We start from the raw sequence: 20,795 nt of genomic DNA on the forward strand, positions 1-20,795 counted from the left end.
ATCAGTGCTTGTGGTCTTTTTCATAGTGGGCCTTTAGTACATCTTCCCCGTAGTCATTGGTTAGATCACGAACTACAGTATGTACATGGTTGGCCTCGTTCTGGGTGTTATCGTATTCGATAAGTAGAGTGGGACCCTGAATTCGGAAGTAATGCCCTTTGCCAGGTTGCAGGCTTCCGGCCCAGGCAAAAGTTAAATTTTCTATTCCCGCCTTGTTTATTTTGTCCCTAAACCCGGTAGCAAATTCATGCTCGTAATTATTCATGTACAGATCCAGCAGTTCCATAAAAATCTTTTTTTGGGACTTGGACATGGCTTTATAAGAGATTCCTAATTGCTCCACATGTTTCACCTTTCTTTCGGTTGTAGTAACGATATCGTGGGGGGCAACATCTGTAAATACTACTGTTTTTAATTGTTTTTCGCTCATGGAGTGTAAAAGGGAAAAACCTAGTTCTGCCTCTTTTTTCAGTACTTCCTTGCCCTTGTATTCTGTGCTACGTACAATGCCAGGGTTGGTTCCAAAAAAGGTAGGGGTAGAGGAGCTAATGGCACCATCGGTGGAAGTGAAATTTAAGGAGAGATGGTGTCCTTCAAATCGCCATCCCCATGGTTTATCCTTGGATGGATTACCAAAAATGCAAAAGTGATAATTTAGCGGATCGCGTCTTGGTCTGCCATCGGGCATTTTATCGTTATCGTCATTTTCAATAATTCTCAATACTTTTTCCAGTTCCATAATTTCTTGTGACTTCCGAAAACCTTCCTCGCTCAAGGAAGCCCGTAGCAGATCGAGCGCTGCCTTTTTTTGTGTTTCGTCAAAATCATGGAAGGTGGCTCCAGCTCTGGGAATGGGGACATAATTCATATTAAAGCGTTCAGTGTCCTCTATAGTAAATAGTGTTTTGGCTTTTACTTCCTCGGATAAACTGTTAACAAAAATATTGGCCTTTTGCAACACGTTCTGAGCGGATAGCATTCCAAAAAGCAATAGTAAAAAAGTAGTTGATATTATTTTTTTTGGTGTCATTTTAGGTTTCATTTTTATTGGTTGGTTTATTATTATCCTGGGTTTAGTTAAATTTTATTTTAATCGATAACTGACGAATGCCAAACGGCTGCTGTCAGGTGACCAAGAGGGGACATTTATGGTGCCCTGACCACCGAACAATTTGGCGATCGTTTTAATTTCCTTGGTCTCAAGATTCATTAATCGAAGCATTACATCTTTGTTTGAGGGATGTAAATTTGCTGGAATATCCGGCTCAAAGGAAATATAGACCAACCATTTTCCATCCGGGGACGGATGGGCAAACCAATCATGGTACTCATCCGTGGTAAGTTGTTCCTGTTCACTTCCGTTAGGCTTCATACGCCATATCTGCATGGTTCCGCTACGGGCAGAATTAAAGTAGATATATTTTCCATCGGGGGAGTAATCCGGTCCGTCGTCAAGTCCTTCTGTAGTGGTCAATCTTGTTTCCTCACCTCCATTAACAGGAATGGTATAAATATCATAATTGCCATTTCGCTCTGCGCAATAGGCTAATGTTTGGCCATCTGGAGACCATCCATGCCAATAGGAAGGACCTTTAGGAGTTATTTTTTTCGGCACACCACCTTCAATAGGAAGTGTATAGATCAATGATTTTCCGGTTTCTGTCTGATCACTTATCACCAACATCTTACCATCTTGCGAAACGCCGTGGTCATTGTTGATTCTTTTTGCGAAATCTGTGGGGATTAGTTTGGGATCACCTCCTTCAATTGGAATTTGATATAGTAGTCCCATACTGTTATATATCAAATCCTTTCCATCCGGTGTCCAATTTGGTGCATCCAAGCGTTTATCGGATTGGAGAATAACTTTTCTGTCCCAAGTAGCTATCGGAATAATTTCCAAAGTGCTTTCCAATTTTTTAAGCGAGTCTGGCTTTGCTTCCAATTTTTCCAATACAACTTTGGAGAATTTTGCAGTTTCCACTACATCGTTGTTATGGGAACAAACGCCAAGTCCAATATAGAAAGGAGCTTTAAACTGGACTTTTATGGCACCTCCAGATGATTCCAATTCTCCATCCGCTTTGCCGAGGGACATATAGAGATAGTCGCCCACCTTTTCAATTCTGACACGTTTAGGAGATTTTATGTTGGACTGAAGTTCACGAGTGATATCTCCATCCACTTCTCTATATTGAATGGCGGTCATACCATCGCCATGAACGGCCACATCGGCATAGGCCGAGCCCGGCTCCAGGTTTTGGCGGATAATTAAACAAGCTTTTCTATGTGGGTCAACACCTTTGCCCAACAACTCAATATCGGCAGCCAGGGAAACGTCCCCCGACATTTTTTTCCAAACATAATGTAGCTGATCGTTATTGAACCACATATTGGTCCCACTAGCTGAAATGGTATAAGTACTATCCTTGCGATTAAATTCCAGTGACCCCTTATGTTTTACTTCGCCAATATCCCCATGGCCTTGGAATATACCCATATCAATCTGAATTGCCCAAGACATAAGTATAAAGCCAATAATGGCTAGTATTAAAATTATTTTTTTATGGGTCATATTGGTTTTGTCCGAAAGTAAGGAACTAAAGTTAGCTAAAAAACTCGGAACATACGATAGTTGGAACCATACAGACTTTGTATTTTTGTTTAAAAGTCAACCTTATGAATTCTCGGGAATCCCAATTAAAAGCTTTTGATCGTCTACTCACAATTATGGATGAATTGCGAGCTCAATGTCCGTGGGACAAAAAGCAAACCATGCAAACGCTACGTCATTTAACCATTGAAGAAACCTATGAATTGGGCGACGCCATTTTGGACAATGATTTGGAGGAAATAAAAAAGGAATTGGGCGATGTTCTCCTCCACATTGTATTTTATGCTAAAATTGGAAGTGAAACCAAACATTTTGATATAGCAGACGTAGCCAATGATATCTGTGACAAACTGATCAATAGGCATCCACATATTTATGGAGATGTTGTGGTGAAAGATGAAGAAGAAGTGAAGCAGAATTGGGAAAAAATCAAATTAAAAGAAGGCAAAAAAAGTGTTTTGGAAGGAGTTCCAAAAGGTCTTCCGTCCCTTGTCAAGGCCAACCGTATTCAGGATAAGGTGGCCGGAGTTGGATTCGATTGGGAAAAACCGGAACAGGTATGGGAAAAAGTTCAGGAAGAACTGGAAGAATTCCAAGATGAGGTTAAACAAGGAAATGCGGACGCCATGGAGTCCGAGTTTGGAGATGTGCTGTTTTCCATGGTAAATTATGCCCGATTTTTGAATATTAATCCAGAAAACGCCTTGGAGCGTACCAATAAGAAGTTTATTAAGCGCTTTCAATATTTGGAAAACAAGGCCAAGGAACAGGGAAAGGCCTTAAAGGATATGACCTTGACCGAAATGGATGTTTTTTGGGAGGAGGCCAAGAGTATTTAATTTTTAAGCAGGCAGGGTGTTATACCGAAAAAGCATCAATACACCATCTAAAAATATTGATTACAAGATTTTAAATTGCCCCCCCCCAATAAATTAAAAAACCACGGTAAAGGTAGATCCCACGTCAATTTTACTAGTGGCGGAAATGGAACCTCCCATAGCCTCGATCTGAACTTTGGTCATATAAAGTCCAACCCCCTTTGCTTCTGGATGGCTGTGAAATACCTTGTTAAGCCCAAACAATTTATGACCGTGTTTGTCCATATTTATTCCCAATCCATTATCATTTATGCTCAGTATTGTTTTGCTATTTTCAATTTTGGATTCCAAATAAATTTCAGGGATCCTATCCTCCGATTTATATTTAATGGCATTGGAAATTAAATTGAGAAAAATGCTGTCGAGGTATATGTCGTTGTAGACCACAGTGGGTACTTTTGAGAAATCACTTTTAATTATAGCGCCAGATTGTTCTATCTGACTAGAGATGATTTCTTGGGTCTTGATTAGTGTTTTTTCAAAGGATAATTCCTTGGTAGCCTTGGTACTGTCGTCTGTGGTCTGGATTACTTCAACCATGGTATTCAAGGTAGAGGAGAGGTGGTCTATTACAATTTCAAATTTCTCAAATAATTCGCTACGCTCCTCCTCGCTTTCAGAATCTTTATAGAAACTGGATAGAGTTTGTAGGTTGGCTACAGGTGATCGTAAATTATGCGAGGTTATATGTGCGAAATCTGCCAATTGGCGGTTTTGGTTTGTAAGTTTTTTAGTGAGGACTTCAAGGTTTTCTTTAGCTTCAATTAACTTTTTTCGGTTATTGACCGTTTCGGAAATGTCTGTGGCCACCCCTAAAAATCCATTTATATCTCCATTCGGCCCCTTAATAGCAGTTGTAATTAATTGTACAGGGAAATGTGTGCCATCTTTACGCACGTAGGTCCACTCCATGGATTCAAAACTATCTCGTCTTGCATGTTCCACAAAAACATCGAAACCGCTAATAGTTTTGCCAAATATTTTTGACAACTCCTTGCCATGCTTTTCCACCTCTTCGCGCACATGTATGATTTCTGGGGTCATTTTTCCAATCATCTCTGCAGCTGAATATTGCAATAAATTTTCGGCACCTTTATTAAAATGGGTAATTAATCCATTCATGTCCGTTCCGATAATGGAGATTGGGCCAACATTAAAAATGGCGCTTAGTTCCTCATTGGCCTTATTTAAGGCATTTTCCGTAACCTTAATATCGTTGATGTTGTGGAACACTCCATATAATCTTACACACTGCCCGTCTACCATTTCCGCCTGGCCTATGGCCCTTGCCCAACGGCTATTCCCTTTTGCGGTAATCAGCTCAACTTCTACATCATAGGAGATTCCTTTTTCGATAGCATTGTTTACCGCCAGTTGAATTTTGTCCCTACTTTCCCCTTCTTTAAAAAAATTAATGGCTGTTTCAAGTTCTGGCACATAATCATAGGGCACTTCATGTATTTCACAGGTTACTGTACTCCAATGGATTTTGCCATTAATGGTATCAACTTCCCAAGTACCAATTCTTGCCACTTCGTTGGTTTTGTCCAGGATTTCTTCGATACGGAGTTTTTCCTTTTCCTTTTCCTTTATAGCGGTAATATCCAAAGTGTATATTAACAATCCGCCAATTGTATCAGGAGAAATATACCAGGGCCTAATGTCATAGCTAAGCCATTGGACCCTACCATCTGGCCATTTATAGGCTATTTCATCCTCGTGATGTATAGCCCCTGCAAGACAATCTTGGTGAATTTTTTTCCATTCTTCTTCAATTTCCGGAAAAATCTCGTAGAGGGATTTACCCGTAATTTCTTTGTCGCTTAAATTATAATCGCTCCTCCAACGATCTGATGCAGCAAGGAACCTCATGTCATTGTCGAACATGGCCATGGCATTGGGTGCCTTATCAATAAAAATCTTATTGTGTTCCTCCTTTACCTTTAGATCGGCTTGCAGGTCATTTACCTGATCCATTTTTTCTTGTATCTCCTTATTGGAAGTTTCCAAGGCTATATTGGCAAGCTGTAATGAATTAGACTTTTCTTTAAGCTTTTTTATCAGCGGTAAAAAGACTAGGGCAAATTGACCAATGATTACCATTGCAACTATAAGAGCAACAAGATATGTAATACTGTAAAGATCGGAAAGATTCTTCTCTGCTGTGTTTTGATATTCCAACACAATATTGTTCATACTTGTCAAAACCGGTGATTCTTCCTGTCTTATGGTATTTATACTGGAACCCAGGATGTCAGGACTATTGGGATTATCTAGAATTTTAAGGGCAGCATTTAATAATTTAGTGGTACTAGGTCGCGAGGCATTGAATAAGTCGTCAATTTTATCCGAATTGGGTAGGTCTTTGTTGGCCGCAATAAGGTAATTCTGATTTTTTTGCCATTCAGAGGTTAAACCCTTTAGACTATCGAGATAAACTTTATTGGCTATTACGCCTTGGTCCAAGTTTATGGCAAACACATGTTTCGAAATACGCTGACTTAGCATGCGTTGTCTTCCTGCGATGTTAATTAGGTGTACATCGGAAGTTAGAATATCAATCCGATTTTGGAAAAATAGTACCGCTAAAATTATACTTAGAACAATGGTAGTAATAAAAAAGAGATACCTCTTTTTGGTGGATTTTTCAAGTTTATCCATTTTGGGGATTTTATTTACTTTTATATATGGATGTGCTAAATCTATAGGACGGGTAGTAATTTTCTTTCAAACCTCGTATTAATAGCATAGCAATATAGCTTCTAAGCCCCATATTGGTTGGTATTTTTTCAATATAGGGTATTTTTTTTGCATTCTAAAATACTTTTCTTGCACTTTAGAACTGTCGCAAAATTTATGGAGAGGTAATTTAAAAATATAAAATAGCAGATTCTATGATATTGGTCATTTATTATTTTTTTGGTTAAGTGATTAATTTTACGGAATGCATGGCAGGTTCGTTTTGAGATTAATGGCATTAAATGGAAAATTCCATTGTTCTAAAACCAAAGCTAACCCTTATATTTGCCCCTTCAAATTAAAGCGTCTTGTTGCAGAAATATACAAAGGAGTTTCGTTATAATTTATCCCTTTCATTTCCTGTTATTTTGGGAATGTTGGGGCATTCGTTTGTACAATTTGCCGACAATATTATGGTGGGGCAATTGGGGACGGCGGAATTGGCAGCGGTCTCCTTGGGCAATAGTTTTGTGTTTATAGCCATGTCCTTGGGTATAGGGTTTTCTACCGCCATTACGCCTTTGGTGGCGGAGGCCGATGGGGCGGGCAATGTTGGAGCAGGAAAAAGCGCTCTTAAGCACGGTCTTTTGTTGTGCACACTAATGGGCATTTCACTTTTTGGGATAATACTATTGGCCAAGCCACTCATGTATCTAATGAAGCAACCTCCAGAAGTGGTGGAATTGGCTATGCCCTATCTGGATTTAGTGGCATTTTCTTTAGTTCCGTTAATTATATTCCAAGCTTTTAAGCAGTTCTCTGAGGGATTGTCCCAGACAAAATATCCTATGTATGCCACTGTAATTGCCAATTTTGTAAATATTCTATTGAATTATCTGCTAATTTTCGGTTCCTGGGGCTTTCCTAAAATGGGAATCGTGGGGGCGGCCTGGGGTACGTTGATTTCCCGTATCATTATGGTTATTTTTCTTTGGGTACTACTCAAGAATAAAAAGAAATTTCACGATTATGTTACGGGATTCAATTTTGCGATTATAGAGAAAAAGGTCATGAAGAAAATCATTGACCTCGGATTTCCCTCTGCCTTACAGATGTTTTTTGAGGTAGCCATTTTTACAGCGGCAGTATGGTTAAGTGGTGTTTTGGGCAAGAATTCCCAAGCGGCCAACCAGATTGCGTTAAACCTAAGCAGTATGACCTTTATGGTAGGTATGGGGCTGGGAGTCGCTGCAATGATCCGTGTGGGAAATCAAAAAGGATTGATGGATTTTAAAGAATTAAGGCGTATATCCCAATCTATTTTTCTGCTCACTTTGATATTGGAAATTGTTTTTGCCGCGTCCTTTGTTGCTTTAAATGATTTTCTGCCAACAATTTATCTGGATCTGGGTGATACTACCAATTTGGTAGATAACATGGAAGTGATCAAGATTGCGGCCGAACTAATTTTGGTTGCGGCCGTATTCCAAATTTCGGATGGTTTACAGGTTGTGGTATTGGGGGCGCTAAGGGGACTTCAGGATGTTAGGATACCCACTATGATTACCTTTGTCGCCTATTGGATAATAGGCTTTCCCATTAGTTTTTATCTAGGACTTTATACCTCCTTGGAGAGTACCGGGATATGGATCGGCTTGTTGTCCGGACTAACGGCATCTGCCATAATGTTGTATATTCGATTTAATTATTTGACCAAGAAACTAATTGCCCAAAGGGCCTTGCAAGAGATTGATTGATATTAAAGCAAGTCGTTATCTACTAAGATGTAACAGTTTTGGGGATATCGATAATTAAATAAAAAGTTATTTTATGGAATTCCCAAAATTTTTATTAGGCGACAATACGGATTATCCTACGGCGATTTTTGTGGTACATACCGAATATCCTAGATTTATTATAAATCTGGAGAACGATGAGGTAGAGTGGTTGGAGGATTTTACCCAGGAGGATGAAAAGGAACTGGAGGCTGAAGCTGAGAATTTAATTGAACAAGCTACGGCATTCTATGACCGTGAAATTTCTCGGTACGAAGAATAGCCTATGTTGGACCAGTTGGTACATTACGACAAGGAATTATTTCTGTTCCTTAATAACTTGGGCAGTGACAGGTGGGACGGTTTTTGGCTTTTCATGACCAATAAATGGAGTTCTATTCCCCTTTATGCCCTTTTGGCATTTTTAACCTATAAGGCATTTGGTCTAAAGCGTCTTTTAATGACACTGGTGGCCATTGCATTGCTTATTTTGGTTACGGACCAGTTGGCCAATTTTTTTAAGTATGGCGTGCAGCGGTTGAGGCCCTGCCATGACAACGAGATAAACGGGTTAATGCGTTTGGTGAAAAGTTCCTGTGGTGGAAAATTTGGCTATTTCTCCGCCCATGCTGCCAATTCTTTTGCCGTGGCCGTTTTCTTTACCTCCTTATTACGGACAAAGTATAAATATATCGGACTGTTTCTAATAGGGTGGGCCTCGGTGGTAGCCTATAGCCGGATATATATAGGGGTACATTTTCCGTTGGATGTGCTAACGGGAACAATTATCGGAACTTTTTTGGGAGGATTATTTCTGCAGCTTTTTCTAAAGGCAATTGACAAATACGACCACTGACCTAAGATCCCATCTCAGGATTGTTTTTACACTGAAGCCTTAAATTTATTTGGTTTGTTCCTTTTCAAAGATTTCCTTGTTCAGGGGCCCTAAAAAAATCAAGAAAAAGATTGCACCAAAAGCCAATTCGTATACTTCCCATTTTCGGCTGGCCGGATTCAGGGCAACTAAAACGGTAGCCACTAAAAATGCGATAGTATGATGCCATTTTACAATGGGCACCGCAAAATTGTTGGCCAAATCCTTAAACCAATTAAATTTCCTGAAGAGGATAGGGGTAATCAATAGGTAAAGAAACATCACCAGGAACAATAACTGACTGAAGATAATTTTGTTTATTTTCTTTTCACCTACCACCAGATTATGCAAGTTGGTTTCGCCCTGGGCGTTGTTTTCTATAAAAAATTCGCTGGATTCCACTCCGAAGATTCGTTGTCCCCATGAGATTTCCTCACCTGCAGCAAAAAGGAATAAGACCACAAAAATGAAGGTCCCCAGTTTCCACAATATTTTTTTGTTGCTCCATAAAGTTAATAAGTGGTAGAGAGAAAGTGCAAATATGCCAAATAACATTATAGCAGTACCCCATTCCACCGGTCCATCTTCCTGTGCATAGTTAACATCAAAATAAATGTCGTCCTTTAGGCCTAAATAAAGACCAAACAAAACAATAGCCAGTAAAATACTGTATCCTATTTTTTCAATTTTGGAAAAGATATTCATCATCGTTTTTGAACTATATATAAATTACTTATTAAACGGTTCTTATGTCCTTTGGTTCCTGGGTTGGCATTATAGTTTAAATCGTACACGGTATTTAACGTATAGCTATATTCCGGGTCAAAGATACGTTTAAATTCATTTTCATCTGTCGGAATTACCAGCACTCCAAATTTTTCGCCTTCGGGAATTAGGATTTCCTCTTCCCCCTTAAGTACTGGAATTGCTGAGCCATAGTCCCAAATCATTTCCGGAGCAATTTCACCAAAGCAATAAGTTTTTAATCCTTCTTCCTGCATAGCTTTTCTTAATTGAGATATACTTCTATACTCCGTATTTTTTTCCATAGCTCCAGTGAGAGGCATCGCTAATAATTTTATGGCACCTACTAAGGCTATAGAGAGCAAAAAGCAGCTAAAAATCTGTTGCTTTTTAAGTTGTACAAAAAGTAATACACCAATAGCAAAAAGTGTAAGAGATGACAAAACATAGTAAACCCATAGGCCGTTCAAACCATCCTTAAGTAATAAATAGGCAATAAAGGGATAGGCTATACCAATTAGTCCCAATAAGGAAAAATGAAAATATACTGGTATTTTTTCTTTCTGTACAAAGGAGCTTTTAAAATTTCTGATGACATATTCCATATAAAACCCCGTATTTAGGGCGAGGGGAATTAATACGGGAACAAGATATCTGGCTTTTTTTTCGGGGATGATAGAAAGTAGAATTACCGAAAAAATAGTCCATAGAAAGCTAAGTCGGTATGCCTTTTTATCACTTACCTTATTTTTAAGATAGGGATATATTAGACTAATTAAGGCTGGAATGGTCCATATTCCGCTTTGTATGAAAAAGCTCCAATAATAATAGAAGGGGCGCACATTGTAGCTGGACCAATTGGCTGTTTCTTTTTTGGTTATTGCCAAAAAGGCATTGGGATCGGCAAGGCGAACATAAAGGAACCACCATACGCCAATAACCATGGCCAAGAGGATCATAACAACCAAGGGGATATATTTCCTGTAAACTCCGAAGCCCTTATATTTATATACGAAGCCATAGGCCAAGAGAAAAGGCAGGAAGAGTGCATATAGGGAAACAGGTCCCTTGCTCATAAAGGACAGACCTATAAAGAGTCCGGCAAGTAGACTGTTCTTCCATTTATTGTCAGGATGGTCAAAAAAACTATATAGAAAGTAAATGGCTGTCAACATAAATCCGTGGGTGTATATATCCCAAGGAGCTTCAACGGTAATTACGATAATGTAAAATGAACTTAATAAAATAAGGGCATTTATGAGTGCGTGTAATTTATTGTCAAGTATTTTTAAGGAAAACAGATACCCTATATATCCCAAAAATATGGCCATCAACATCGTCGGTAACCTTAGTCCGGCTATGTTTTCCAATCCAAATATCGATCCAAAGAGGGCGGTGATCCAGCTAGGTAATGGGGGTTTCTCATATCTAGGAAGGTCGTTCATTGTGGTCAGCAACCAATTACCGTCCGTAATCATCTCCCGAGCCGTGACGAAATTCCTGGCTTCCATGATTGTAACCGGGATAACGTTTAAATGAAATAGAAAAATGGAGATTCCCGCCAAGAAGATCAGGGCAATAGGATTATTTTTCAACCACGTCATGCTCTTCATTTTTAAGGATAAATAGATTTCTTAAATAAACAATCATGCCCAGTGAATGGCCGGCAAATAGGACCGGGTCTTTCCTAAAAATGGCGTAGGTAAGAATTAAGGAGGCCCCAATTAAACTTAGTAGCCAAAAACCAAAGGGAAGACTGGAGGTTTTCTTTTTTTCGGAATATATCCATTGGTATACAAACCGAAAGGTAAAAATAACCTGTGCTATACTGCCCAATAATAGCAACCAGATAGGAATGTTTTCGTTACTGAAGAATTGCCTTAGGTCATAGGCGTTGTTATTGTATCCATAAACAATAATGATCCCAGGGAAAATCCATAGAAAAACCCTAAAGGCCCACGGTAATTTAGTCCATTCACCTTGTAACTGGATATTGCGGATATAAATAAAATAGGTAATGGCCTGTCCCAACATTATGGCAAAATCGTCACGTAACCACCCATACACAAATAATAGAAAAGAAGCCAATAAACTTAATTGCCAGAACAGTCTAGGGGTAAGTACTTTTTTGTTCTTTTCAGATATAACCCATTGCACCACCATTCTACTGGAAAACAGAATTTGGGCAATAAAGCCAATTGCATAAACCATCCAATCTGCCATTTACCCTATTTTATCTACTTGGTAGTTAATATATTTTTTTTTCATCCATAAATAGGCAAAACAATCCATAAGCGGTCCCAATAACCTGTTCCAAAGACCAAACTTTGCAGTACCGGCCATACGTGGAAAGTGGCGAATAGGAATTTGTACAATGGTACCATTTTGTAGCAGGATCATAGCAGGTAAAAATCGATGTAAGCCTTTGAACATCGGTATTCTTTTGGCAAAATCGGTTTTTATCACCTTTAGGGGACAGCCCGTATCGTCCATTCCATCATGTGTAAATGCTCTACGTATACCATTGGCGATGGTAGATGAGGCATTCTTAACAAATGAATCTTTTCTATCTGCCCTTACTCCGGTTACAAGATCATATTGATCAATATGTTCCAACAGCAGGTTAAAATCTTCGGGCGAGGTCTGTAGGTCGGAATCTATATAACCTACCAAGGGGGTATCCGTATAGTCAAAGCCGGCTTTGATGGCCGCACTCAAGCCTTTGTTTTGGGCAAATTTCACAAAACTAAAAGCTTCGTTTCTTTGGCAAATGGTTTCTATTAATTGCTGGCTATTATCTTTTGAACCGTCATTTACGAATAATACCCTGGCCTTTTTTGTGCAAATGGTCAAGTAGTCCTTAAGCTCCTTTTCAACGCGTTCCAAATTATCTTCTTCATTGTAGACAGGTATAATTATGGTGAATTCGTAATTCATTTTATACAAGGATAAGTGCTTTTGTAGCTAAAATTTAGGGCCAAAGATAATCAACTTTGTCAACCTATGTGGCATTGGGCCCTACATCTTATTGTGGAGCTAAAATTGGAATAGGTTTATGATATTTATTACCAAGGCATAACCTTTTCCTTTTGTTGCTATTCTTAATAAACCTTATCTCAAAAAAGCAGCGTTTAGGTTTCTTTGGCCAGACTTAATAGTTTTTCGGCGGCGTTAAACGGGGAAATTTTACCATCTACAACTAATTGTATCATTTGATCCAGATGACTTTTTATGTTTTTGTTTTGATAAAATTGTTGTTTTAGCTGGTCTTCAATAGTCTGTAGTAGCCAATATTTGTTTTGTGTTCTCCTTTTTGCGGTTATTCCGTCCAGGCCTGGTTTATTGTCTATGTAGGTTTTAATGACTTCCCATATTTCCGATATCCCTGTTTTTTGAATAGCGGAACAACTGAGGATTTTAGGAGTCCAGCCATTTTCTTTTGGGGAAAAGAGGTGTAGCGCCTTAGTAAATTCAACTTTGGCCAAATTGGCCTGTTCAATATTGTTGCCATCGGCTTTATTGATAACAATGGCATCTGCCATTTCCATGATGCCCCTTTTAATGCCCTGAAGTTCATCTCCGGCACCGGCCAATTTCAATAATAGAAAGAAATCTACCATTCCGTGTACTGCAGTTTCACTTTGACCCACCCCGACTGTTTCCACTAAAATGGTATCGAAGCCGGCAGCTTCGCAAAGGATTATAGTTTCTCGGGTTTTTCTGGCAACTCCACCCAAAGAATGACCAGTGGGTGAGGGGCGGATATAGGCGTTCTTGTCCTTTACCAATTCTGGCATTCGGGTCTTGTCCCCTAAAATACTTCCCCTGCTAATGGTACTGGAAGGATCCACCGTCAGTACGGCCACTTTTTTTCCCAGGGATGTAAGGAAGGAGCCAAAAGTTTCGATAAAGGTACTTTTACCTACCCCTGGAACTCCGGTTATTCCAATACGTATGCTCTTACCACTATGCGGTAGGCATTGATCTATAATATCATTGGATTTTTGAAAATGTTGACTGTTGGTGCTTTCCACCAATGTAATAGCCCTAGCCAAGGTGGCTATGTCACCATTTAAAATACCTTGTATCAGTTCCGCTGCGGACGGATTCCTTTTTCTAAAAGCTTTGGTTTTAGAATTAATATTTCCGTCCGTGTTTTTATTGGTGGCCAAATTTACTTTTTAATGGGAAGGCTTACCTTGGTTTTGTCCCAAGCAAGACTAAGGTAAAGCTGTTCGTTTTCCTCAAAGTCTATGGATAGACTTTCAATGGTTTGCGACAATTGCTGTACAGGGACACCTATTTCTACCACATCCGTTTCAGGGTTTCTAGTGGTTTCCTTTCCACCACTTAAAATGGTAACTCCCCATTCGGGAATTTCACTATTGAATATAAAGCTCCAGGTCTCTTTGCCGGGTATGGTCCATAAAGCATAGCTGCCAGCGGGCAAGCTTTTGCCTCCAACACTAATGTTGGTAGCCGTGGTAAAAGTGGTAGGTTCATTGGCCCCTGTTCTCCAAACCACATCATAGGGTACCAATTCACCAAAAATAATACGGTCTTTTTTGAACGGACTACTGTATTTTACACTTAGGTCCAATCCATTTTTATTGTAAGTAGCTGTTTTCTCAGGACTGTTCTTTTTGGTCTGTTCCGTTAAATAGGATTTTCCAAACAAAAAGAAGGCCAGCGCCAACACTACGATAACTACTAATAACCATTTAAGAAATTTCATATTCCTGGATTTAGCTTAGGTTAATTGTTCTAATTTACGAAACTAAACCTAAACTCGGTTTCATTGTGATAGGTTTCTCCTGGTTGCAAAATGCTATTTGGAAAGTGGGGCTGGTTGGGAGCATCCGGGAAATTTTGGGTTTCAAAACAGATGGCGGCAAAAGCGGGTGGCGTATAGACTACCACTCCCGGTTGATTGGTTACTACTTCCATGGATAAACCTGAGTTGTCTGAAGTCAGTACGGTACTATTTTTAAGACTGGAGTCCATCACAAACGGGGTGTCCAAACGTACTTGGCCAATCTTTTTTAACTCCAGGAAATCGTATTTCGAATTTTTTACGGAAACCAATTTTCCCGTAGGAAGAAGTTTTGCATCCGTTTCCAAATATTCCGGGCAAGCCAACCTTAGGTTCCAATGGTCTATGGTTTCCGCACCATCCAGATTGAAATAGGAATGGTTGGTCAGGTTTACAGGAGTGGCCTTGTCAGTGGTAGCCTCATGAATTATAAATAGGGATGGGCCTACCAGTTTATAGGTTACCGTGGATTTTAGGTTTCCAGGATAGCCCTCTTCCATATCCTGACTTAGGTAATTTAGTTTTACAAAGGGATTTTCCCCATCATGTACCTGCTCTATGGACCAATATCTCTTCCCAAAGCCTTTTTGTCCACCGTGAAGATGTACCCCATCCTTGGAAAAAATAGGATAGTGTACGTTATTGATTTGAAAACCGCTATTGGATATTCTTCCTGCATAACGTCCTATACAGGCTCCAAGAGACTTGTTGTCCATTAAATATTTTTCAGGTTCCTCCAGACCCACCACCACATTGGTGTCTACCCCTTCCTTATTTTTTAATATCAACTTTTGGATGATGGCCCCATAGTCCAGTACGGTCAGTGTTATGAAATTATTTTTTATTGTAACTTGATTCAATGTAGTGCTTTTTAAGATTTAAGATAAAAATACTCTTTTTTGCAACATTACAAATATTCCATCGTCCTTTAGGTAATTGGGATTTATCGGGGATGATTTAAATGTAACAAAACTCTCCCGTCAACAAAAGAAACTGGCCGAAATGTTTCAGATTGATATTGTAGAACAATGTAAACGTAACGATCGCAAAGCGCAATTACAAAAAGGGAAAGCTATGGCGTTGAAACAACGGGAACTGGAAATATAAACAAGACTAGTAGCATATCCATCCGTGTTAATTCCAAGTTTACAGAAGTTGTTCTGCGGTAATGGGAATTATTAATAAAAAAAGAAGGGGGTTTTCAATAGAAAATCCCCTTCTTTATATGATTGAAATCCTAGAACTATAATTTGGGTTCCCAGCCTTCTTGGTATTCCCTTTTCCAGTAGGACATGGCCTCATCGTCATCTTTTACCTTTCCTGTGGTCGGGTTAATATGAATGGTTCTACCTACATCTTGGGCTATATTCCCTAAATGACATAGCATGGTAGAAATACTGGCGTCGTTGATATCCGAATTCAGGGAAGTGTCCTGACGGATGGCACTGAAGAAATTGTGTACGTGATTTACATCCAAACCGCCCATACCCATGGTATTGGTGGTAGCACTTTTAACCCCTTCTTCTACTTTCTTAATTAAACTGCCATCCAGATTATAAAGGTTGTATTCATTTCTGCTCATGGTTATCATTCCCTTGCTTCCATAAATGGTAGCCCCTCTACCAGGTTGCTCTGGTTTTATCAAGCCTCTACTATGTCCGGTCCAGGTAATGAATTTATCATCATCAAATTTATAGGTCACCTGTTGGTTGTCCACGAACTCCCAATCATCCTTAAAGGTGTACTTTCCACCAAAGGAAGTTACGCTATTTGGAAGATCCACACCCAATGCCCAACGGCAAATATCAATTTCATGGGTACCATTGTTGTGAATTTCCCCTGTACCCCAGGTACGGAACCAATGCCAGTTATAAGGGTGTACATTGTCCCTGTAAGATTCCCTAGGTGCCGGTCCCTGCCATAAATCCCAGTCCAATGTGTTGGGAACTTCTATTTTATTCCCAATACCGATAGAGCCCCTATTGCTGGAATAATAGGCCTCGCCTTTGTAGACTTCCCCAATAATTCCTTCACGGATTTCCTTCACGGCCAATGCGGAACTTTGGGAGGAACGCTGCTGATTTCCCATTTGTACCTTTTTACCATATTTTTTTTGTGCCGCTACCAATAGCTCATTTTCGTGTGGATTGTGGCTACAAGGCTTTTCTACATAAACATGTTTCCCTGCCTGTAGGGCCATGATGGCCATTGGAGCATGCCAATGTTCTGGTGTAGCTATGAAAACGGCATCCACATTTTTGTCCTCCAAAACCTTTCTAAAGTCCTTTTCTACTTTTGGGATATATCCAATATTCTTTTTGCACCAAACATTGTGTTCCTCCAATATTTTGTCGTCCACATCACAACTATAAAGTATTTTGGCATTGGGGTCTTTGTTTATGGCAACGAAATGGGCCTTGGCCCTGCTTCTCACCCCAATGACCGCAACATTTATTTTGTCGTTGGCCCCTATAATATTACTGTATCCCATGCTTGGCATTACCAATCCTCCCAAGCTAAGGGCAGCACTGCCCGCTGCCGTTTTTTTAATAAAGTCTCTTCTAGTTTTCATTTATTCGCTTTTGTTTATGCTTTTAATTTTGATGTTTTTGTAGGAGACTAAATCCCCGTGATCCTGCAATAGGATATGTCCTTGGTCCCCTTCACCAAAATTTGGCCATTTTGCATATTTGCTTTCGGAAACCAATTTGCGATAGTCATCGCTTTTTCTTTCATATTCCAGAACTTTGGTCCCATTCAACCAATGTTCAACATGGTTGTTGATCGATTTGATATGGGCCGTATTCCAATCCCCAATAGGATTGATCGGCTTGTTAGGGTCTGCCTGAATAAGATCATAAAGGGAAGCTACCGTTCTACTACCATCATGATTCCCCAACTTGGCATCTGGGTGGCGAGCATCATCCAAAATTTGATATTCCAGACCAATGGAAGAACCTGGTCCTTTGTTAAGGTCGGTATTCACATAATACTTTATTCCGCTGTTGGCACCCTCGGTAAGTTTAAAGTCGACCTTTAATTCAAAATCGCCATAGAGGTCGGTAGTTACTATATCTCCACCAGCGGCAGATTCTTCACCACCCGAAGGCAATACGGTAAGCACACCATCCTTTATTTCCCATCCGGTTTCCGGAAAACCGTCCAAACGGGCGCCTCTCCATCCGTTGGTAGTTTCCCCGTCCCACAACAATTTCCAATTGTCTTTTTCTTCACCAACTGTAAGCTTGTTCTTCGTGGTAATAGGGGTTAAGGGCGATTTTCTGGAATAGGTTTCCAAGTTGTCTGTAAGTATTTTAATATTCTTCCAAACAATTTGGGTTCCTTCGGTTTTGTCTTTTCCAATACCATGGACCTGAAGCGCAATAAAGCCACTTGCAGTTTTATCATCGATTAAATAGGAGGCAGGTACGTCGTTGATCCAAGTCTTTATGGTGTCCCCTATAGCTTCAATTCTGTAATGGTTCCAATCATTTTGTTTAAAGGCCTTTTGTGCCTGCGGATTATCTCCCAACGGATTTAACCAACCCCTTCGGGCCTCATCATAAACACCAGCGCTCCAAGCTCTTTCGGAAGGGTCAATTTCTATTTGGTATCCATGTACCCGTCCGTTCCTATAAGATGGAAGGCTATTGCTTCTAATCTGAATGCCGGAATTCATGGATGGATCTACCTTATAATCCAATTCCAAGATAAAATCCTCGTACATTTTGTCGGTGGTCATAAAGGAATTGGGAGTGTTGTGGACAGTGGTTCCAACAATAGTTCCATCAACTACTTCATATTTTGCATTTCCACCTTTTTGGTTCCAACCGTTCAAGGTTTTGCCATCAAAGAGATTAACCCACGGGGTGTTGTCCTTTTCTGTCCCTGCGCAACCTATTAATAAGGAGGCCAACAGTATGGCTGAGAATAAGGTGGATGGGAGTTTTGATCGTACTTTCATTTTTTTAATCTTATTTTTTTTAATGTGAGCTTGAAAGGTATAAAAAAGTGATTAAATATTGGCTTAATGCACTAAAATTAGCCCGTTTGTGATATTAAAAATCGACCAAAAGAAAAGGCCGACATGCTTGTTGCTGTCGGCCTAATTTATAAATTTCAATTATTCTCCTTGTTCCTGTAGGTCAGAATTTATGAAAATTGACTCATTACTTTGAGATGTATATACATTAATGGGACTGATCCTTTAATAGTTCCGGAAATTTAGCTTGAAAACGTTTTAGTCGTGGTACCGATACATTTAAGATATAGGAGTTGTTGGGATTGTTTTTTTCATAATCTTGGTGATAGTCCTCCGCATCATAAAAGACAGTAAAGGGTTTTACCTCTGTAGTTATGGGAGCTGAATAAACCTTTTCCTTCTCCAATTTGGAAATATAGTCGTTTATGATCTTCTTTTCGGAGTCGTTTTTATAGAAGGCGATGGATCTATATTGGGCACCTTTGTCGGGTCCCTGCCTATTTAAAGTAGTAGGGTCATGGGAGCCAAAAAATACTTTTACCAGGGTCTCAAAAGAAATCACTTTGGGATCGTAATAGACCTCTACCGCTTCTGCATGGGTAGTACGGCCATAGCCCACTTGTTCATAGGTGGGATTTTTTTCCTTCCCGCCAGAATAACCGGAGACAACTTCCTTTACTCCTTTTACACTTTCAAAAATAGCTTCCACGCACCAAAAACAACCGCTGGCAAAATAGGCAGTTTCATATTGTTGCAATTCCTTCGGAGTGACTTCGGCAATTATTTCATGCTTTTGTTCGGATTTGGTTTTGGATTGACAACTAATAGTGGTAAATCCTAGAACCCCTAGTAGTATGATCTGTAATAGTTTCATGTTGTTAATTACTTAATGTTATTATGTTCTATTTTTTTAGTCCAACCAATTTAGGTGGTACCAGAATTATACAACTACAATAATCCTGCCTTTATAAAGGTAAGACAGTTTTGATAAAAGTACGTTTGTCAAATACTTTCTCTTTTAGTGTTTGTAATTGGAAAATACTTACGGATATCCATCTTAAAATTTTATAATATCATTTTCATTTGTGTAACACCTATTTCAAAGGCCTCAGCCTTATTGAAACGCGATAGTTGAACGAATCCCGACTTTTGGTAGGGTTTCTGGCTGGATACCCTGACTTAGCCTTAAGGGGGTTCTTTAAAGGGGAGCAAGGCTTGCTCTGGGGTTTAGAGCCATTAATTATGCATTTGAAAAAGGGTACAGCCTTATTGGAGCAATATTATTTAATTCATTTTTCACTGGTTATTTACGGATAGTATCATAGGATTATTACTACAAATATTGAATGAATCTTGTTTTTATTTTTAAATACACGTAAGAATTACCGATTAAATACCATTAACATCGATTAGCGTTTCCTGGGTCGGTTTTCACTCACCGAGCATTTTCTACACTTTATCGGGAGATTTGTCAGATACCGAAAAATAAGGGGGTTTAAACGATTTGTGACCTATACAGGGGTGCATGTGGCGTTAAATTTACATAACAAAACAACGCATCATGAAAACGCTTTTAACTTTAATCTTTGTTCTTTTTATCGGAGTAGCTGCACAAGCCAACAATGTTGATCAGGAAGTAAAAGTTGAAACTGTTACCATGAGTATTGTTACTTCTACTCAAAATGAAGTTTCTGTTAAAAACGAAAACAAAGTAGCTCGTTTGTACATGTTCAAAAATTCTAGGGTTAAAAAAGAATTGTCTTTCTCTACTAAATTGAACAAAGCTAAATTGGCTTAATCACATCGTTTTCTTTTTAAGAACTATTATTTAGTCAAAAAGTTCTGATATTATATCTATTTACATTTGGGAAGAACATAGTATGTATATAAACCTATTGGTGTCTAACCAATGAAAATCTTATTATGATTTGAATTACTTCTTTTTGCTTAATGAGGTTTCTTCCGATTTTGCTATGGATATACAAATACTTAGGTAGCATGAAGGTTACCTTGAATCATGCTTAATTGTTGTGTTTCTTCAAAAATTCGAATTAACATGATTTATCTTGTTTTTTGATTTTAGCTTTAATTATTGGGGATAACCCTAAGAAACTTTTGTTGAAATTATTCTTTCATTTTCTTTGCTTGTCCAAAGAAAACGAAACAAAAGAAAAGACCCTTCTTCGCTAGGTGGTCCATAAAATCTTGGAATTTTATGGACCGATGCCATGGCCTAAATTATTTCCAAGGCTTCAATAATTCTTTACGGCCATGTCATCTCCTCTACGGAAGAAGATTTACCCAACAATGGACTTTAAGGACAATGTTCAACGATATTCAATAGCGGATAATGATTTTTATGAACTCTATAAATTGACGGAACAAAGAAACGGCCTATTTTTTAATTCGTCTTAAATCAAGTGGTTTTAACATTGG

General features: G+C 39.1%; 18 protein-coding genes. 5 read left to right on the plus strand and 13 right to left on the minus strand.

Annotated elements, in window-relative coordinates; all coding sequences use genetic code 11:
* Position 1: 1 nt before the first annotated feature.
* Together KO529_RS06360 and KO529_RS06365 are read right to left on the minus strand one after the other, a co-directional pair.
* Entirely contained in the window at positions 2-1,030 is a 1,029-nt protein-coding gene (locus KO529_RS06360; protein WP_215947050.1) for a DUF3500 domain-containing protein, read from the minus strand.
* Positions 1,031-1,084: 54 nt separating this feature from the next.
* Positions 1,085-2,500, minus strand: a complete 1,416-nt coding sequence (locus KO529_RS06365; RefSeq protein ID WP_215947051.1) for a TolB family protein — start codon at positions 2,498-2,500, stop codon at positions 1,085-1,087.
* Positions 2,501-2,679: 179 nt separating this feature from the next.
* Between KO529_RS06365 and mazG the strand changes: the two genes are divergently transcribed.
* Entirely contained in the window at positions 2,680-3,453 is a 774-nt protein-coding gene (gene mazG, locus KO529_RS06370) for a nucleoside triphosphate pyrophosphohydrolase (protein ID WP_215947052.1), read from the plus strand.
* Between the two features lie 93 nt (positions 3,454-3,546).
* Here the strand turns inward: mazG and KO529_RS06375 are convergent, their stop codons facing one another.
* Positions 3,547-6,153 carry a PAS domain S-box protein gene (locus tag KO529_RS06375; RefSeq protein WP_215947053.1) on the minus strand — a complete coding sequence of 869 codons (2,607 nt, stop codon included), beginning with the start codon at positions 6,151-6,153 and terminating at the stop codon, positions 3,547-3,549.
* Between the two features lie 386 nt (positions 6,154-6,539).
* Here KO529_RS06375 and KO529_RS06380 point away from each other — a divergent pair, with 386 nt between their 5' ends.
* The 3 genes from KO529_RS06380 (at position 6,540) to KO529_RS06390 (ending at position 8,802) form a co-directional block, all read left to right on the plus strand.
* Positions 6,540-7,928, plus strand: a complete 1,389-nt coding sequence (locus KO529_RS06380) for an MATE family efflux transporter (RefSeq protein WP_215947054.1) — start codon at positions 6,540-6,542, stop codon at positions 7,926-7,928.
* A 73-nt stretch (positions 7,929-8,001) separates the two neighbouring features.
* Entirely contained in the window at positions 8,002-8,229 is a 228-nt protein-coding gene (locus KO529_RS06385) for a hypothetical protein (RefSeq protein WP_111624748.1), read from the plus strand.
* Between the two features lie 3 nt (positions 8,230-8,232).
* Complete coding sequence (locus KO529_RS06390) at positions 8,233-8,802, plus strand: phosphatase PAP2 family protein (RefSeq protein WP_215947055.1); 570 nt, start codon at positions 8,233-8,235, stop codon at positions 8,800-8,802.
* Positions 8,803-8,847: 45 nt separating this feature from the next.
* Here the strand turns inward: KO529_RS06390 and KO529_RS06395 are convergent, their stop codons facing one another.
* The 10 genes from KO529_RS06395 to msrA all read right to left on the minus strand — a co-directional run bounded on the left by KO529_RS06395 (position 8,848) and on the right by msrA (position 19,233).
* Positions 8,848-9,528, minus strand: coding sequence for a hypothetical protein (locus KO529_RS06395; protein WP_252734316.1), 681 nt, complete (start codon positions 9,526-9,528; stop codon positions 8,848-8,850).
* On the minus strand, positions 9,525-11,168 hold the full coding sequence (locus tag KO529_RS06400; RefSeq protein ID WP_215947056.1) for an ArnT family glycosyltransferase: 1,644 nt from the start codon (positions 11,166-11,168) through the stop codon (positions 9,525-9,527). The genes KO529_RS06395 and KO529_RS06400 overlap by 4 nt, the downstream gene beginning before the upstream one ends.
* A complete protein-coding gene (locus KO529_RS06405; RefSeq protein WP_215947057.1) occupies positions 11,149-11,787 on the minus strand; it encodes a lipid-A-disaccharide synthase N-terminal domain-containing protein in 639 nt (212 codons plus the stop codon). The genes KO529_RS06400 and KO529_RS06405 overlap by 20 nt, the downstream gene beginning before the upstream one ends.
* On the minus strand, positions 11,788-12,501 hold the full coding sequence (locus KO529_RS06410) for a glycosyltransferase family 2 protein (RefSeq protein WP_215947058.1): 714 nt from the start codon (positions 12,499-12,501) through the stop codon (positions 11,788-11,790).
* Positions 12,502-12,695: 194 nt separating this feature from the next.
* Positions 12,696-13,736 carry a methylmalonyl Co-A mutase-associated GTPase MeaB gene (gene meaB / locus KO529_RS06415; RefSeq protein WP_215947059.1) on the minus strand — a complete coding sequence of 347 codons (1,041 nt, stop codon included), beginning with the start codon at positions 13,734-13,736 and terminating at the stop codon, positions 12,696-12,698.
* Between the two features lie 2 nt (positions 13,737-13,738).
* Positions 13,739-14,299 (minus strand): DUF2911 domain-containing protein, encoded by a 561-nt coding sequence (locus KO529_RS06420; RefSeq protein WP_215947060.1) that lies wholly within the window; start codon positions 14,297-14,299, stop codon positions 13,739-13,741.
* 29 nt (positions 14,300-14,328) lie between these two features.
* Positions 14,329-15,237: an aldose epimerase family protein gene (locus KO529_RS06425; protein ID WP_215947061.1), complete on the minus strand. Its 909-nt coding sequence runs from the start codon at positions 15,235-15,237 to the stop codon at positions 14,329-14,331.
* 383 nt (positions 15,238-15,620) lie between these two features.
* Complete coding sequence (locus KO529_RS06430) at positions 15,621-16,949, minus strand: Gfo/Idh/MocA family oxidoreductase (RefSeq protein WP_215947062.1); 1,329 nt, start codon at positions 16,947-16,949, stop codon at positions 15,621-15,623.
* Positions 16,950-18,341 carry a 3-keto-disaccharide hydrolase gene (locus tag KO529_RS06435; RefSeq protein ID WP_215947063.1) on the minus strand — a complete coding sequence of 464 codons (1,392 nt, stop codon included), beginning with the start codon at positions 18,339-18,341 and terminating at the stop codon, positions 16,950-16,952.
* A gap of 226 nt (positions 18,342-18,567) precedes the next feature.
* A complete protein-coding gene (gene msrA, locus KO529_RS06440) occupies positions 18,568-19,233 on the minus strand; it encodes a peptide-methionine (S)-S-oxide reductase MsrA (protein ID WP_215947064.1) in 666 nt (221 codons plus the stop codon).
* Between the two features lie 687 nt (positions 19,234-19,920).
* Between msrA and KO529_RS06445 the strand changes: the two genes are divergently transcribed.
* Positions 19,921-20,157 (plus strand): hypothetical protein, encoded by a 237-nt coding sequence (locus KO529_RS06445; RefSeq protein WP_215947065.1) that lies wholly within the window; start codon positions 19,921-19,923, stop codon positions 20,155-20,157.
* Positions 20,158-20,795 lie beyond the last annotated feature (638 nt).

Origin of the sequence: Arenibacter algicola (assembly GCF_018860365.1) — a bacterium.
Taxonomy (GTDB): domain Bacteria; phylum Bacteroidota; class Bacteroidia; order Flavobacteriales; family Flavobacteriaceae; genus Arenibacter; species Arenibacter algicola_B.

Coding starts and splice junctions, on each gene's coding strand:
- KO529_RS06360 (WP_215947050.1), bottom strand. CDS start 1,030: ATGACACCAAAAAAAATAATATCAACTACTTTTTTACTATTGCTTTTT.
- KO529_RS06365 (WP_215947051.1), bottom strand. CDS start 2,500: ATGGGTATATTCCAAGGCCATGGGGATATTGGCGAAGTAAAACATAAG.
- mazG (WP_215947052.1), top strand. CDS start 2,680: ATGAATTCTCGGGAATCCCAATTAAAAGCTTTTGATCGTCTACTCACA.
- KO529_RS06375 (WP_215947053.1), bottom strand. CDS start 6,153: ATGGATAAACTTGAAAAATCCACCAAAAAGAGGTATCTCTTTTTTATT.
- KO529_RS06385 (WP_111624748.1), top strand. CDS start 8,002: ATGGAATTCCCAAAATTTTTATTAGGCGACAATACGGATTATCCTACG.
- KO529_RS06390 (WP_215947055.1), top strand. CDS start 8,233: ATGTTGGACCAGTTGGTACATTACGACAAGGAATTATTTCTGTTCCTT.
- KO529_RS06395 (WP_252734316.1), bottom strand. CDS start 9,528: ATGATGAATATCTTTTCCAAAATTGAAAAAATAGGATACAGTATTTTA.
- KO529_RS06400 (WP_215947056.1), bottom strand. CDS start 11,168: ATGACGTGGTTGAAAAATAATCCTATTGCCCTGATCTTCTTGGCGGGA.
- KO529_RS06405 (WP_215947057.1), bottom strand. CDS start 11,787: ATGGCAGATTGGATGGTTTATGCAATTGGCTTTATTGCCCAAATTCTG.
- KO529_RS06410 (WP_215947058.1), bottom strand. CDS start 12,501: ATGAATTACGAATTCACCATAATTATACCTGTCTACAATGAAGAAGAT.
- KO529_RS06420 (WP_215947060.1), bottom strand. CDS start 14,299: ATGAAATTTCTTAAATGGTTATTAGTAGTTATCGTAGTGTTGGCGCTG.
- KO529_RS06430 (WP_215947062.1), bottom strand. CDS start 16,949: ATGAAAACTAGAAGAGACTTTATTAAAAAAACGGCAGCGGGCAGTGCT.
- KO529_RS06435 (WP_215947063.1), bottom strand. CDS start 18,341: ATGAAAGTACGATCAAAACTCCCATCCACCTTATTCTCAGCCATACTG.
- msrA (WP_215947064.1), bottom strand. CDS start 19,233: ATGAAACTATTACAGATCATACTACTAGGGGTTCTAGGATTTACCACT.
- KO529_RS06445 (WP_215947065.1), top strand. CDS start 19,921: ATGAAAACGCTTTTAACTTTAATCTTTGTTCTTTTTATCGGAGTAGCT.